This window comes from Pantoea sp. ACRSB (assembly GCF_022346905.1).
GTDB lineage: Bacteria > Pseudomonadota > Gammaproteobacteria > Enterobacterales > Enterobacteriaceae > Pantoea > Pantoea piersonii.
The window spans coordinates 102,756-116,489 of record NZ_JAKRNL010000003.1 but is presented as its reverse complement, the minus strand read 5'-3'; the positions used below and the strand labels follow the sequence as shown (position 1 = coordinate 116,489).

Here is a 13,734-nt window from a genome sequence, read left to right as displayed (position 1 = left end):
AGCTGGCCGGTGCCGCAACAGGCACAGATAAAGATGACAGGTAACTGAGAACGATGAATACACAACAACTGGCAAAACTGCGCTCCATTGTGCCCGAGATGCGTCGCGTCCGGCACATTCACTTTGTCGGCATCGGCGGTGCCGGCATGGGCGGTATTGCCGAAGTGTTGGCGAACGAGGGTTACCATATTAGCGGCTCCGATCTGGCGCCGAACGCGGTGACGCAGCATCTGGCGGCGCTGGGCGCCATCATTTATTTCAACCATCGCCCGGAAAACGTCACCGACGCCAGCGTGGTGGTGGTCTCCAGCGCGGTGGCGCAGGACAACCCGGAACTGGTTGCGGCGCGCGAACAGCGTATCCCTGTCATCCGCCGCGCCGAGATGCTGGCGGAGCTGATGCGTTTTCGACACGGCATCGCCATTGCCGGAACGCACGGCAAAACCACGACCACGGCGATGGTATCCAGCATCTATGCCGAAGGCGGTCTGGATCCGACCTTCGTCAACGGCGGACTGGTTAAGGCTGCGGGCACGCACGCGCGGCTCGGCAGCAGCCGTTACCTGATTGCGGAAGCGGACGAGAGCGACGCCTCTTTCCTGCATCTGCAGCCGATGGTGGCGGTGGTAACCAATATCGAAGCTGACCATATGGACACCTATCAGGGCGACTTCGAGAACCTGAAGCAGACATTTATTAATTTTCTGCACAACCTGCCGTTTTACGGCCGCGCGGTCATGTGCATTGATGATGTGGTCATCCGCGATCTGATCCCTCGCGTCGGACGGCACATCACCACCTACGGTTTTAGCGACGACGCTGACGTGCGCATTGAGCACTATGAGCAGCGCGGCGCGCAGGGGCATTTTACGCTGGTGCGTCATGACAAGCCGCGCCTGCAGGTGACGCTGAACGCCCCTGGCCGCCATAACGCGCTCAACGCGGCGGCGGCGGTTGCGGTAGCGAGCGAAGAGGGCATTGAAGACGACGCCATTCTCGCCGCGCTGGAAAGCTTCCAGGGCACAGGCCGTCGCTTCGACCTGCTGGGTGAATTCCCGACGGAGCCGGTGAACGGCAACCCGGGCAGCGCGATGCTGGTAGATGATTACGGCCACCATCCGACGGAAGTTGACGCCACGATTAAGGCGGCGCGCGCCGGCTGGCCGGATAAAAAGCTGGTAATGGTCTTTCAGCCGCACCGTTATACGCGCACCCGCGACCTGTTCGACGATTTCGCCAATGTGCTGTCGCAGGTCGACGTGCTGCTGATGCTGGATGTCTACTCGGCGGGCGAAACGCCGATTCCAGGCGCGGACAGCCGGGCGCTGTGCCGCTCTATTCGCGGCCGCGGCAAAGTCGATCCGGTACTGGTGCCGGATCATGACGCGCTGCCGGAAATGCTGGCGCCGCTGCTGTCGGGCAAAGATCTGATTCTGGTGCAGGGCGCCGGTAACGTAGGCAAAGTGGCGCGCAAGCTGGCGGAGTGCAAGCTGCAGCCGGAGCGTAAAGCGGAGGAGCGTCATGGCTGATAAAGTCGCCGTCCTGATGGGCGGCACCTCGGCGGAGCGCGAAGTTTCGCTGATGTCGGGCAAGGCAGTGCTGGCGGGTCTGCGCGAAGCAGGCATCAACGCGCACGCGGTAGACACGCGCGAAGTCTCGGTGCTGACGCTGAAAGAGCAGGGCTTCGACGCTGCCTTTATCGCGCTGCATGGTCGCGGAGGCGAAGACGGCACCCTGCAGGCGGTACTGGAATTTTTGCAGCTGCCCTATACCGGCAGTGGCGTAATGGCGTCAGCCATTACCATGGATAAGCTGCGCACCAAGTTACTCTGGCAGGGTCGCGGTTTGCCGTCAGGCCGTTTTGTCTGGCTGACGCGCGAGCAGTATCAGGCGGGTCTGACCGCGGAAACGCGCGACGCCGTTGAGGCGCTCGGCCTGCCGCTGTTCGTCAAGCCGAGCAGTGAAGGCTCAAGCGTCGGCATCAGCCGCGTCAATGCGCTGGAAGCGCTGCCTGCGGCGCTGGATGAAGCCTTTCGCCATGACGATAACGTATTAATCGAGGCTTTTCTCAGCGGCGCTGAGTACACCGTCGGCATTATTGGCGATCAAATCCTGCCTGCAATACGCATTCAGACCGCCAGCGAGTTCTATGACTATGAAGCAAAATACATTTCTGACGATACTCAATACTTCTGCCCGGCAGGATTGAGCGCAGAGCGGGAGGCGGAGCTGCAGAAACTGGTCTGGGACGCATGGCGCGCGCTGGGCTGTAGCGGCTGGGGGCGAGTCGATGTTATGGCGGACGGCGAAGGCAATTTCCAGCTGCTGGAGGTAAATACCTCGCCGGGAATGACCAGCCACAGCCTGGTGCCGATGGCGGCCAGAGAGGCGGGAATGAGCTTCTCCCGGCTGGTGGCGCGTATTCTGGAGCTGGCCGACTGATATGTCACAGGCGGCACTTAACGCACGGAACCGCGAGCCTCAGGAGCGCGTGCGCACGGGGCGCAGCAACGGGGCCAGACTTTTCGGCATCGTTTTTTTGCTGATGGTCATTGGCATTATGATTTTCGGCGGGCTGGTCGTGCTGAAGTGGATGAACGACGCGTCGCGACTGCCGCTCTCAAAGCTGGTGGTGACGGGCGAAACCCACTACACCACGCACGATGATATTCGCCAGGCGATTTTGTCGCTGGGCGCGCCGGGCACCTTTATGTCGCAGGACGTTAACATCCTGCAGCAGCAGATTGAGCGGTTGCCGTGGATTAAGCAGGTCAGCGTGCGCAAGCAGTGGCCTGATGAGCTGAAGATCCATCTGGTGGAGTATGTGCCGGTGGCGCGCTGGAACGATCTGCATATGGTGGATGCGGACGGCGTCTCCTTCAGCGTGCCGGCCAGCCACATCGGCAAAGAAACGATGCCGATGCTGTACGGACCGGAAGGCAGTGAAAAAGAGGTGTTGGCGGGTTACCACAGCATGAGCGACGTGCTGAAGGCCAACAAATTTACCCTGAAGGTAGCGTCGATGACGGCGCGGCGGTCATGGCAACTGGTCACCAGCGACGATGTGCGCATCGAGCTGGGACGCGGCGAACCCATGAAACGTCTCAACCGATTTATTGAGCTCTATCCGGCGTTGCAGCAGCAAGGGCAGAACGAGCACAAGCGTATCAGCTATGTGGATTTGCGGTACGACTCGGGTGCAGCCGTGGGCTGGACGCCGGAGCCCGTAGAGCTCCAGGACAGTAATCAGCAACAGAACCAGGCACAGGCTAAACAATGATCAAGGCAACGGACAGAAAACTGGTAGTTGGACTCGAAATTGGCACCGCGAAGGTCGCCGCCCTGGTTGGGGAAATTCTGCCCGATGGCATGGTCAACATTATCGGGGTGGGCAGCTGCCCGTCTCGCGGTATGGATAAAGGCGGCGTAAACGACCTTGAGTCGGTGGTGAAATGCGTACAGCGCGCCATCGATCAGGCCGAGCTGATGGCGGATTGCCAGATCTCTTCCGTCTATCTTGCTTTATCGGGCAAACATATCAGCTGTCAGAACGAAATCGGGATGGTTCCGATTTCCGAAGAGGAAGTGACTCAGGATGATGTGGAGAATGTCGTACACACTGCGAAGTCAGTGCGCGTGCGCGATGAGCACCGCATCCTGCATGTTATTCCTCAGGAATACGCTATCGATTATCAGGAAGGCATTAAAAATCCGGTCGGTCTTTCGGGCGTGCGCATGCAGGCGAAAGTGCACCTGATCACATGTCACAACGATATGGCGAAAAATATCGTCAAAGCCGTTGAACGTTGTGGCCTGAAAGTTGACCAACTGATTTTTGCCGGACTGGCGTCCAGTTTTGCCGTGTTGACGGAAGACGAACGTGAACTTGGCGTCTGTGTTGTCGACGTCGGTGGCGGTACAATGGATATCGCTGTTTATACAGGCGGCGCGCTGCGTCACACTAAAGTGATCCCTTATGCGGGTAACGTGGTCACCAGCGATATCGCCTATGCTTTCGGCACGCCGCCGACAGACGCGGAGGCGATTAAGGTTCGCCACGGCTGTGCGCTGGGTTCGATTGTCGGCAAAGACGAAAACGTCGAAGTGCCGAGCGTTGGCGGACGACCGCCGCGCAGTCTGCAACGGCAGACGCTGGCTGAAGTGATCGAGCCGCGATACACCGAATTGCTGAATCTGGTCAACGACGAGATTTTGCAGCTACAGGAACAACTGCGTCAGCAGGGCGTTAAGCATCATCTGGCAGCCGGGATCGTGCTGACCGGCGGTGCTGCGCAAATTGAAGGGCTGGCCGCCTGCGCGCAACGCGTTTTTCATACGCAGGTGCGCATTGGACAGCCGCTCAATATCACAGGATTGACGGATTACGCGCAGGAACCTTATTACTCAACCGCAGTGGGACTGCTGCACTATGGCAAAGAGTCCCATATGAACGGCGATGCAGAGACGGAAAAACGCGCATCGGTGGGCAACTGGTTCAAGCGCATCAATAGCTGGTTGAAGAAAGAATTTTAATTTTAGAAAGGAGACCATGCAGGCACTGTTTATGGTCTCCAGGCGACAGGCACATAACGGAGAGAAATCATGTTTGAACCGATGGAATTAACCAATGACGCGGTGATTAAAGTCATCGGCGTCGGCGGCGGCGGCGGCAACGCCGTAGAGCACATGGTACGCGAGCGTATCGAAGGTGTAGAATTCTTCGCTGTGAACACCGACGCCCAGGCGTTGCGTAAAACAGCGGTTGGCCAGACGATCCAGATCGGCACCAATATCACCAAAGGTCTGGGTGCTGGGGCGAATCCGGAAGTTGGTCGTACCTCGGCTGAAGAAGATCGCGAAGCACTGCGTTCTGCGCTGGAGGGAGCAGACATGGTGTTTATCGCTGCCGGTATGGGCGGCGGTACCGGTACCGGCGCTGCGCCGGTGGTAGCGGAAGTGGCCAAAGACCTGGGCATTCTGACCGTTGCGGTCGTGACCAAGCCGTTTAACTTCGAAGGCAAAAAGCGTATGGCTTTTGCCGAGCAGGGCATCGCTGAACTGTCGAAGCATGTGGATTCGCTGATCACTATCCCGAACGACAAGCTGCTGAAAGTGCTGGGTCGCGGTATCTCTCTGCTTGACGCCTTCGGCGCGGCAAACGACGTGCTGAAAGGCGCGGTACAGGGCATCGCCGAGCTGATTACGCGTCCGGGCCTGATGAACGTCGACTTCGCTGACGTGCGCACCGTTATGTCCGAAATGGGCTACGCCATGATGGGCTCCGGCGTCGCTTGCGGTGAAGACCGTGCGGAAGAAGCGGCAGAAATGGCGATCTCCAGTCCGCTGCTGGAAGATATCGATCTTTCTGGCGCGCGCGGCGTGCTGGTCAACATCACGGCGGGCTTCGACCTGCGTCTGGATGAGTTCGAAACCGTGGGTAACACTATCCGCGCCTTCGCCTCCGACAACGCGACCGTGGTTATCGGTACCTCGCTGGATCCAGAGATGAACGACGAGCTGCGCGTGACCGTGGTGGCGACCGGCATCGGTATGGACAAGCGTCCTGAAATCACGCTGGTGACCAACAAGCCTGCCAGCCAGCCGGTTATGGATCATCGCTATCAGCAGCACGGCATGTCGCCGCTGCCGCAGGAGCAAAAACCGGCAGCGAAAGTGGTCAACGACCAGAGCGCGCAGTCAAACAAAGAGCCCGATTACCTTGATATTCCAGCGTTTCTGCGTAAGCAGGCCGACTAAGAATAACCTGAGAATTGGGATTCTCCGCTCTTTGTGCTAAAGTGTTCGCCCGCTGGTAAAGTATACTAGCGGTCGGATGGGTAATATTGCGAGATAATACGATGATCAAACAAAGGACATTAAAACGTATTGTTCAGGCGACTGGCGTCGGTTTGCATACCGGCAAGAAAGTCACGCTGACTTTACGCCCTGCGTCGGCTAATACCGGGGTCATCTATCGTCGCACTGACTTGAATCCACCGGTTGATTTCCCGGCTGATGCAAAATACGTGCGCGACACCATGCTGAGTACCTGCCTGGTGAATGATGAAGGCGTGCGTATCTCAACGGTTGAGCATCTGAACGCCGCGCTGGCTGGTCTGGGCATCGACAACATTATTGTTGAAGTGGATGCGCCAGAGATCCCGATCATGGACGGTAGCGCCGCGCCCTTTATCTATCTGCTGATGGATGCGGGCATTGAGCAGCTGAACAGCGCGAAGAAATTTGTGCGCGTTAAGCAGACTGTTCGCGTGGAAGATGGCGATAAGTGGGCTGAGATTAAGCCGTACAACGGTTTTTCTCTCGATTTTACTATCGACTTCAACCACCCGGCGATCGACTCCAGCTCTCAGCGCTATCAGCTGAACTTCTCTGCCGACTCTTTTGTTCGTCAGATCAGCCGCGCCCGTACCTTCGGCTTTATGCGTGAAATCGAGTACCTGCAATCCAAAGGCCTGTGCCTGGGCGGTAGTCTGGATTGCGCTATTGGCCTCGACGATTTCCGCGTGCTGAACGAAGAAGGCCTGCGTTTTGAAGACGAATTTGTTCGTCACAAAATGCTTGATGCAATCGGCGACCTGTTTATGTGCGGCCATAATATTATCGGCGCGTTTACCGCGTTCAAATCAGGCCACGCACTGAACAACAAGCTGCTGCAGGCCGTCCTGGCGAAACAGGAAGCCTGGGAATGGGCTACCTTCGAAGACGAAGCGGAACTGCCGCTGGCATTCAAGGCACCAAATCTGGTTCTGGCTTAATTACCCCAGAACCTTGAAAGGCTGGTTATGCTGACACCCCTCTCCGGTCAGCGGCGCCAGCCTTTTTTATTTCCTTTTTTACTCCTCCTGCATTTCCGGCACGTCTCGCAGTAAATGCTGCAATGCTGATGAAACGCTGAACAATCAGGCGTCTTTTCTTCCAGAGCGACTTTAAACACTGATGTGGTCGCCCCACATTAATGGTACTATCAGGCGCTCTGAAAAGCTGAGCGCCGCTGTTCAAAGACGAGCGGCAAACCCCCAACAACGACGCGATCGTTGATGCGCAATGGAAGAGCTGTGATCGGAATTTTTCTACGCTGGCGACACTTAGGCAGACGCTATTTCTGGCCTCATCTCCTGTTGGGGATGGTGGCGGCCAGCCTGGGTTTGCCTGTCTGCGCGCAGAGTGCCGAACTTAACACCTCATCTGAATCCTCTTCCAGTAGCCTGTTCGTCGGTAACGCCGCGCGCTTCGATCATCTGATCCGGCTGCAGGAAACGGCGCGACGTCCCAGCTTTACTATCGATTACTGGCATCAGCACGCCATCCGCACCGTTATCCGCCACCTTTCGTTTACCTTAACGCCGCAGGCGGAAACACCGGATACTGTCCCGCTGGCTGCGCATAAGCTGGCGCTTATCGATTCGCTCCAGGCGTTGCTGACCACGCACACTTCTCTGCGTCAGCCGTCGCAGCAGGTCGCGCAGGCGCCGCGTGATGCCCTTGTACCTGTCACTTCGCTGGCCGACTGGCGCAGCAAAACGCATGCAATTCGCGCCGGACCGTCTACGCTGCTTGTCTGAAACCGTTATTTAAATACCCTTTTTCATTATCGCAGCCCGTGTAAAGCGGCTGAATTGAGAAGTTTTTAATATGTTAATCAAACTGTTAACGAAAGTATTTGGCAGCAGCAACGATCGTACTCTGCGCCGTATGCGCAAAGTGGTAGACGTCATCAACAAGATGGAGCCGGATTTCGAGAAACTTTCAGACGATGAGCTGAAAGCGAAAACCAATGAATTCCGTGAGCGTCTGAAAAAGGGCGAGTCGCTGGAAAGCCTGATCCCGGAAGCTTTCGCAACGGTACGTGAGGCGAGTAAGCGTGTCTTCGGCATGCGCCACTTTGACGTGCAGCTGATTGGCGGCATGGTGCTGAACGATCGCTGTATTGCTGAGATGCGTACCGGTGAAGGTAAAACGCTGACCGCGACGCTGCCTGCCTATCTCAATGCGCTGAGCGGCAAAGGCGTGCACGTCGTGACCGTCAACGACTATCTGGCGCAGCGCGATGCGGAAAACAACCGCCCGCTGTTTGAGTTCCTTGGCCTGAGCGTCGGCATTAACCTGCCTGGCATGCCTTCTGTGGCGAAGCGTGAAGCCTACGCGGCAGATATCACCTACGGCACCAACAACGAATATGGCTTCGACTATCTGCGCGACAACATGGCTTTCAGCCCGGAAGAGCGCGTACAGCGCAAGTTGAACTACGCGCTGGTGGATGAAGTTGACTCCATTTTGATCGATGAAGCGCGTACGCCGCTGATTATTTCCGGCCCGGCTGAAGACAGCTCTGAGCTTTATATCAAGGTCAACAAAATCATCCCTAGCCTGGTACGCCAGGAGAAAGAAGATTCCGATAACTTCCAGGGTGAAGGCGATTTCTGGGTCGATGAGAAAGCGCGCCAGGCGCACATGACCGAGCGCGGCCTGGTCAAAGTCGAAGAGCTGCTGGTTAGCCAGAACATTATGGCCGAGGGCGAATCGCTCTACTCACCGACCAACATTATGCTGATGCATCACGTTACGGCGGCCTTACGCGCGCATGCGCTGTTTACGCGCGACGTCGATTACATCGTAAAAGATGGCGAAGTAGTTATCGTCGACGAGCACACCGGTCGTACTATGCAGGGCCGCCGCTGGTCTGACGGTCTGCATCAGGCGATTGAAGCTAAAGAAGGCGTGGAAATCCAGAACGAGAACCAGACGCTGGCTTCCATCACCTTTCAGAACTACTTCCGTCTCTATGAGAAGCTGGCCGGTATGACCGGTACGGCGGACACCGAGGCCTTTGAGTTCAGCTCTATCTATAAGCTCGACACCATTGTGGTGCCAACCAACCGCCCGATGGTGCGTAAAGATCTGCCCGATCTGGTCTATATGACCGAAAAAGAGAAGATCGACGCGATCATTGAAGACATTCGCGAGCGTACCGCAAATGGCCAGCCGGTGCTGGTGGGTACGATTTCCATCGAAAAATCGGAAGTGGTCTCTAACGAGCTGACGCGCGCGGGCATCAAGCACAACGTGCTGAACGCCAAATTCCATGCGCGTGAAGCGGACATCGTGGCGCAGGCTGGTCAACCGGGCGCGGTCACCATCGCGACCAACATGGCGGGTCGTGGTACCGACATTATGCTGGGCGGCAGCTGGCATGCGGAAGTCGCTGAGCTGGAAGAGCCTACCGAAGCGCAGATTGAAGCGATCAAAGCCGCCTGGCAGCAACGCCATGATGCGGTACTGGCTTCAGGCGGTCTGCACATTATCGGCACCGAGCGTCATGAATCGCGCCGTATCGACAACCAGCTGCGCGGCCGCGCCGGTCGTCAGGGCGACGCCGGTTCTTCCCGTTTCTACCTGTCGATGGAAGATGCGCTGATGCGTATTTTCGCCTCGGATCGCGTCTCTAATATGATGCGTAAACTCGGTATGAAGCCTGGCGAAGCGATTGAGCACCCGTGGGTAACAAAAGCTATCGCCAATGCGCAGCGTAAAGTGGAAAGCCGCAACTTCGATATTCGTAAGCAGCTGCTGGAGTATGACGACGTGGCGAACGATCAGCGTCGCGCTATCTACAGCCAGCGTAACGAGCTGCTGGACGTTTCCGACGTTAGCGAAACCATTAACAGCATTCGCGAGGATGTGTTCAAAACCACCATCGACAGCTACATTCCACCGCAGTCGCTGGAGGAGATGTGGGACGTGCCGGGCCTCGAAGAGCGCCTGCGTAACGACTTCGATCTCGACCTGCCGATCGCCGAGTGGCTGGATAAAGAGCCGGATCTGCATGAAGAGACGCTGCGCGAGCGCATCATGACGCGCGCCCGTGAGAGCTACGCCAGTAAGGAAGAGGTTGTCGGCGTTGAGATGATGCGCAACTTCGAAAAAGGCGTGATGCTGCAGACGCTGGACTCGCTGTGGAAAGAGCATCTGGCGGCGATGGACTACCTGCGTCAGGGCATCCATCTGCGCGGCTACGCGCAGAAAGATCCGAAGCAGGAGTACAAACGCGAATCTTTCGCTATGTTCGCGGCGATGCTGGAGTCGCTGAAGTATGAAGTGGTCAGCACCCTGAGCAAGGTGCAGGTCCGTATGCCGGAAGAAGTCGAAGCGATGGAGCAGCAGCGTCGCGAAGAAGCTGAACGCCTGGCGCAGCAGCAGCAGCTCAGCCATGTCGATGATGAAGCCGCCGCAGCGGCGTCGCTGGCGGCGCAGAGCGGCGAGCGTAAAGTCGGACGCAACGATCCCTGCCCATGCGGCTCCGGTAAAAAATATAAGCAGTGTCATGGCCGACTGGCCTGACAGGCACTAAGAAAAAGGAGCTTCGGCTCCTTTTTTCTTGCCTGCGGAGCGTGATTAACATTACGCCGCCCATGCTTTAGAATCAGCGCACATTGACTCACCTGACGTGGAAAAACTTTATGAAGCACCTGCAGGTTGCCGTTGGCATCATCCGTAACGCCGATAAACAGATCTTTCTGGCTCAGCGCCCGGCCTCATCGCATATGGCGAATATGTGGGAGTTCCCCGGTGGCAAAATCGAGGCGGGGGAGAGCGCTGAAGAGGCGCTGAAGCGCGAGCTGCTGGAAGAGACAGGCATTGACGTGACGCAGGCGACGGCGATTGGCGCAGCGGATCATACCTACGAAGATCTGCGCGTTACGCTGAACTTCTTTCTGGTGGAAGGCTGGAACGGCGAGCCGTGGGGACGTGAAGGGCAGCCGCAACGCTGGGTGGCGCAAAGCGCGCTGGTGGCGGAAGAGTTCCCGCCAGCTAACCATGCGCTGATTGCACGTCTGGTCGCTGGCGAGCTTTAACAGCAGGGGCCGGGCCCCTGCTCTCAGTGCTGCTCTTCGCTCCAGTCCTCGCTGTCGTTCAGATCGCCCTCGCTGGGAATGCGCTTCTCTTCGTCCGCCCATTCGCCTAAATCAATCAGCTGACAGCGCTTGCTACAGAACGGGCGCCACGGGCTGAGTTCATCCCAGATTACATCTCTACCGCAGTGCGGACACTGAACGGTAATTACTTCATTTTGCATAGCTACCTCTAACAACAGGCCAGTTCAAAGTTGAGTCGTGCGGGCACTTCGCCGCGTTCGCTGTCCAGCGGCAGGAAACGGATGGCGTAACGACTTTTGTGGCCGGAAACCTGGGGGTAAAGCGCATCTTCCAGCTGTAGCTGCAGGCGCAGCAGTTCCGCGCCTTCCGCATTGTCCTGATAAAAACCGTTCAGGCTGGTCTGATGGCGGAATGCTCCCGACTGACGAATAAGATCCAGAATCATCGCCAGACTCTGATGCAGCGGCTCCAGCGTCTCCAGCCAGGCAGCGACGTGGCTGTCGCGCATCTCCTGAGGCTGATGCAGCCAGATATGCAGCCCTGGCAGATCGAAACTACAGCATCCGCCGGGAATGCTAAGCCGTTGACGCACCAGCCCGATAAGCCGATCCTCACGCAGCTGTTGTCCCATACGTGGCGCGCTGTTGAGCTGAACTGACTGCGCGCGTAACTGGTCGCGCAGCGCATCGACCACGGCCATATCAACGCCGGGTACATCAGCCCAGGCACGCAGTTTTTGCTGCTGACGCTCCAGCTCTTTCAGGAGTTCAGTACGCATATCGCCGCGCTCGAAAATATCCAGCAGCTCGCCGATGATGCGGAAAAAGGTCAAGGCAGAGGCGGCTCGGGTTATCGGCACGGTTTCCTGCAGCTGCTGGATCAGGAATTCCACGCGCAGCCAGGTGCGCATTTTTTCATTCAGTGGATGTTCAAACAGAACGACTGTACTCATGGCGTTAATCCTGTTGCATTGCCGCCAGCGCCAGATAACGCTGGTGCAGGGCGGCAACCTGCGGCAGCGCCTCATCGGGCGTGCCACTGTTATTGATGACGTCGTCGGCTACGGCGAGGCGCGCGCTGCGCGTCGCCTGAGCGGACAGAATATTTTGCGCCTGTTGTCGGTCGATGCCGTCGCGCTGGATGGTGCGCATGAGCTGTGTTGCTTCATCGACGTCGACGACCAGTACGCGATCCGCCTGGCGCTGCAGGCCGTTCTCGACCAGCAGCGGCACGACCCACAGCACATAAGGCGCTGTGGTCAGCGCTTTCAGCTGCTGCGTGCGGGCGTTAATCAGGGGATGAAGCAGATTATTCAGCCAGGTTTTTTCATCGGGCGACTGGAAAATAATGTCTCTCAGCCGGGCGCGATTCAGCGTGCCTTCTTCCGTCAGGATGCCGCTGCCGTGGCGCTCTGCGATTTTCTGTAGCGCCGCCGATCCCGGCTCGACGACTTCGCGCGCAATAACATCCGCGTCGATAATGGGTACGCCAAGCGCCGCAAAAGCATTGGCGATGGTGCTCTTTCCACTGCCGATTCCACCGGTCAGCGCCACGGTATAAGGCATATCACTCTCTCAGGCGCGCAACACAGCCGGGCAAGCCGAAGCGCAGAACTGTGTGCGCGATCACAATGAAAATTCTCAGCTAAATTTATGGGATTGTAGCTTAAATAAAGTGAAATTCGCAGTCTTGTCGGCAGGCGTATGGCGCGTATGATTATGCCACTGGAGCCGTGCGCGCTACCCGAACTGCGGTTCGTTGCCACTTACCAGGACATTTTTTATGCGTATTGAAGAAGATTTAAAGCTGGGTTTTAAAGATGTACTGATCCGTCCTAAACGCTCCACGCTGAAAAGCCGCTCTGAAGTCGAACTGGAACGTCAATTTACCTTTAAGCATTCCGGGCTGAGCTGGAGCGGCGTGCCCGTAATCGCGGCGAACATGGACACCGTTGGTACTTTCAGCATGGCGGAAGCGCTGGCGAGCTTTGATATTCTTACGGCTGTGCACAAGCACTACAGCGTCGAAGAGTGGCGCGCCTTTATTCAGCGCTCGTCTGTTGCAGTGCTGAACCACGTTATGGTATCGACGGGCACTTCCGATGCCGATTTGCAAAAGCTGACCGCCATTCTGGCGCTCTCCGCCGATCTTAAATTCATCTGTATTGACGTGGCTAACGGCTATTCCGAGCACTTTGTCACCTTCCTTCAGCGTGCGCGCGAAATCTTCCCGGATCGCACCATTTGCGCAGGCAATGTGGTCACCGGCGAGATGGTAGAGGAGCTTATCCTTTCCGGCGCGGATATCGTTAAGGTGGGCATTGGGCCAGGCTCAGTGTGCACGACGCGCGTCAAAACCGGCGTCGGCTATCCTCAGCTCTCCGCCGTTATCGAATGCGCAGACGCGGCACACGGCCTGGGTGGTCAGATTGTCAGCGACGGCGGCTGCGCGGTGCCGGGCGATATCGCCAAGGCGTTCGGCGGCGGTGCCGATTTCGTGATGCTGGGCGGCATGCTTGCCGCGCATGATGAGTGCGAGGGAACGGTGATCGACGAGAACGGCGAGCAGTTTATGCTGTTCTACGGCATGAGCTCTGAATCGGCGATGAAGCGTCACGTTGGCGGCGTCGCGCAGTATCGCGCAGCAGAAGGCAAAACGGTGAAGCTGCCGCTGCGTGGCCCGGTTGCCGAAACGGCGCGCGATATTCTCGGCGGTTTGCGCTCAGCCTGTACCTACGTCGGCGCGGAGCGGCTCAAGGAGCTGACCAAGCGAACCACCTTTATTCGCGTCGCCGAGCAGGAAAACCGCGTTTTCAACCGCTAACGGTGTCTATGCATCA

13 protein-coding genes are annotated in these 13,734 nt (G+C 57.4%); 10 read left to right on the top strand and 3 right to left on the bottom strand.

Going from position 1 to position 13,734, the window contains the following annotated elements; all coding sequences use genetic code 11:
* Positions 1 to 53 precede the first annotated feature (53 nt).
* The 9 genes from murC (at position 54) to mutT (ending at position 10,874) form a co-directional block, all read left to right on the top strand.
* On the top strand, positions 54 to 1,529 hold the full coding sequence (gene murC / locus MHZ89_RS11425) for a UDP-N-acetylmuramate--L-alanine ligase (RefSeq protein WP_311783093.1): 1,476 nt from the start codon (positions 54 to 56) through the stop codon (positions 1,527 to 1,529).
* Positions 1,522 to 2,442: a D-alanine--D-alanine ligase gene (locus MHZ89_RS11420; protein ID WP_311783092.1), complete on the top strand. Its 921-nt coding sequence runs from the start codon at positions 1,522 to 1,524 to the stop codon at positions 2,440 to 2,442. Before murC ends, MHZ89_RS11420 begins: the two co-directional genes overlap by 8 nt.
* Before the next feature lies 1 nt (position 2,443).
* Positions 2,444 to 3,280 (top strand): cell division protein FtsQ, encoded by an 837-nt coding sequence (gene ftsQ / locus MHZ89_RS11415; protein WP_120455724.1) that lies wholly within the window; start codon positions 2,444 to 2,446, stop codon positions 3,278 to 3,280.
* Positions 3,277 to 4,533 (top strand): cell division protein FtsA, encoded by a 1,257-nt coding sequence (ftsA, locus tag MHZ89_RS11410; RefSeq protein WP_033749492.1) that lies wholly within the window; start codon positions 3,277 to 3,279, stop codon positions 4,531 to 4,533. Before ftsQ ends, ftsA begins: the two co-directional genes overlap by 4 nt.
* Positions 4,534 to 4,602: 69 nt before the next feature.
* Positions 4,603 to 5,757 (top strand): cell division protein FtsZ, encoded by a 1,155-nt coding sequence (gene ftsZ, locus MHZ89_RS11405; protein ID WP_120455726.1) that lies wholly within the window; start codon positions 4,603 to 4,605, stop codon positions 5,755 to 5,757.
* A gap of 101 nt (positions 5,758 to 5,858) precedes the next feature.
* On the top strand, positions 5,859 to 6,776 hold the full coding sequence (gene lpxC, locus MHZ89_RS11400; protein WP_120455727.1) for a UDP-3-O-acyl-N-acetylglucosamine deacetylase: 918 nt from the start codon (positions 5,859 to 5,861) through the stop codon (positions 6,774 to 6,776).
* Between the two features lie 300 nt (positions 6,777 to 7,076).
* Positions 7,077 to 7,583 carry a secA translation cis-regulator SecM gene (gene secM, locus MHZ89_RS11395; protein WP_311783091.1) on the top strand — a complete coding sequence of 169 codons (507 nt, stop codon included), beginning with the start codon at positions 7,077 to 7,079 and terminating at the stop codon, positions 7,581 to 7,583.
* Positions 7,584 to 7,653: 70 nt separating this feature from the next.
* On the top strand, positions 7,654 to 10,359 hold the full coding sequence (secA, locus tag MHZ89_RS11390) for a preprotein translocase subunit SecA (protein ID WP_311783090.1): 2,706 nt from the start codon (positions 7,654 to 7,656) through the stop codon (positions 10,357 to 10,359).
* A gap of 119 nt (positions 10,360 to 10,478) precedes the next feature.
* Entirely contained in the window at positions 10,479 to 10,874 is a 396-nt protein-coding gene (mutT, locus tag MHZ89_RS11385) for an 8-oxo-dGTP diphosphatase MutT (protein ID WP_311783089.1), read from the top strand.
* A gap of 23 nt (positions 10,875 to 10,897) precedes the next feature.
* Here the strand turns inward: mutT and yacG are convergent, their stop codons facing one another.
* The 3 genes from yacG to coaE are packed head-to-tail and all read right to left on the bottom strand — an operon-like array spanning position 10,898 to position 12,460.
* Positions 10,898 to 11,095 carry a DNA gyrase inhibitor YacG gene (gene yacG, locus MHZ89_RS11380; protein ID WP_311783088.1) on the bottom strand — a complete coding sequence of 66 codons (198 nt, stop codon included), beginning with the start codon at positions 11,093 to 11,095 and terminating at the stop codon, positions 10,898 to 10,900.
* An 8-nt stretch (positions 11,096 to 11,103) separates the two neighbouring features.
* Entirely contained in the window at positions 11,104 to 11,847 is a 744-nt protein-coding gene (zapD, locus tag MHZ89_RS11375) for a cell division protein ZapD (RefSeq protein ID WP_311783087.1), read from the bottom strand.
* Positions 11,848 to 11,851: 4 nt separating this feature from the next.
* Positions 11,852 to 12,460 (bottom strand): dephospho-CoA kinase, encoded by a 609-nt coding sequence (gene coaE, locus MHZ89_RS11370; protein WP_311783086.1) that lies wholly within the window; start codon positions 12,458 to 12,460, stop codon positions 11,852 to 11,854.
* A gap of 217 nt (positions 12,461 to 12,677) precedes the next feature.
* On the opposite strand from coaE, the gene MHZ89_RS11365 reads away from it, so the two are divergent.
* A complete protein-coding gene (locus MHZ89_RS11365) occupies positions 12,678 to 13,718 on the top strand; it encodes a GMP reductase (protein WP_120455740.1) in 1,041 nt (346 codons plus the stop codon).
* Positions 13,719 to 13,734: the final 16 nt, after the last annotated feature.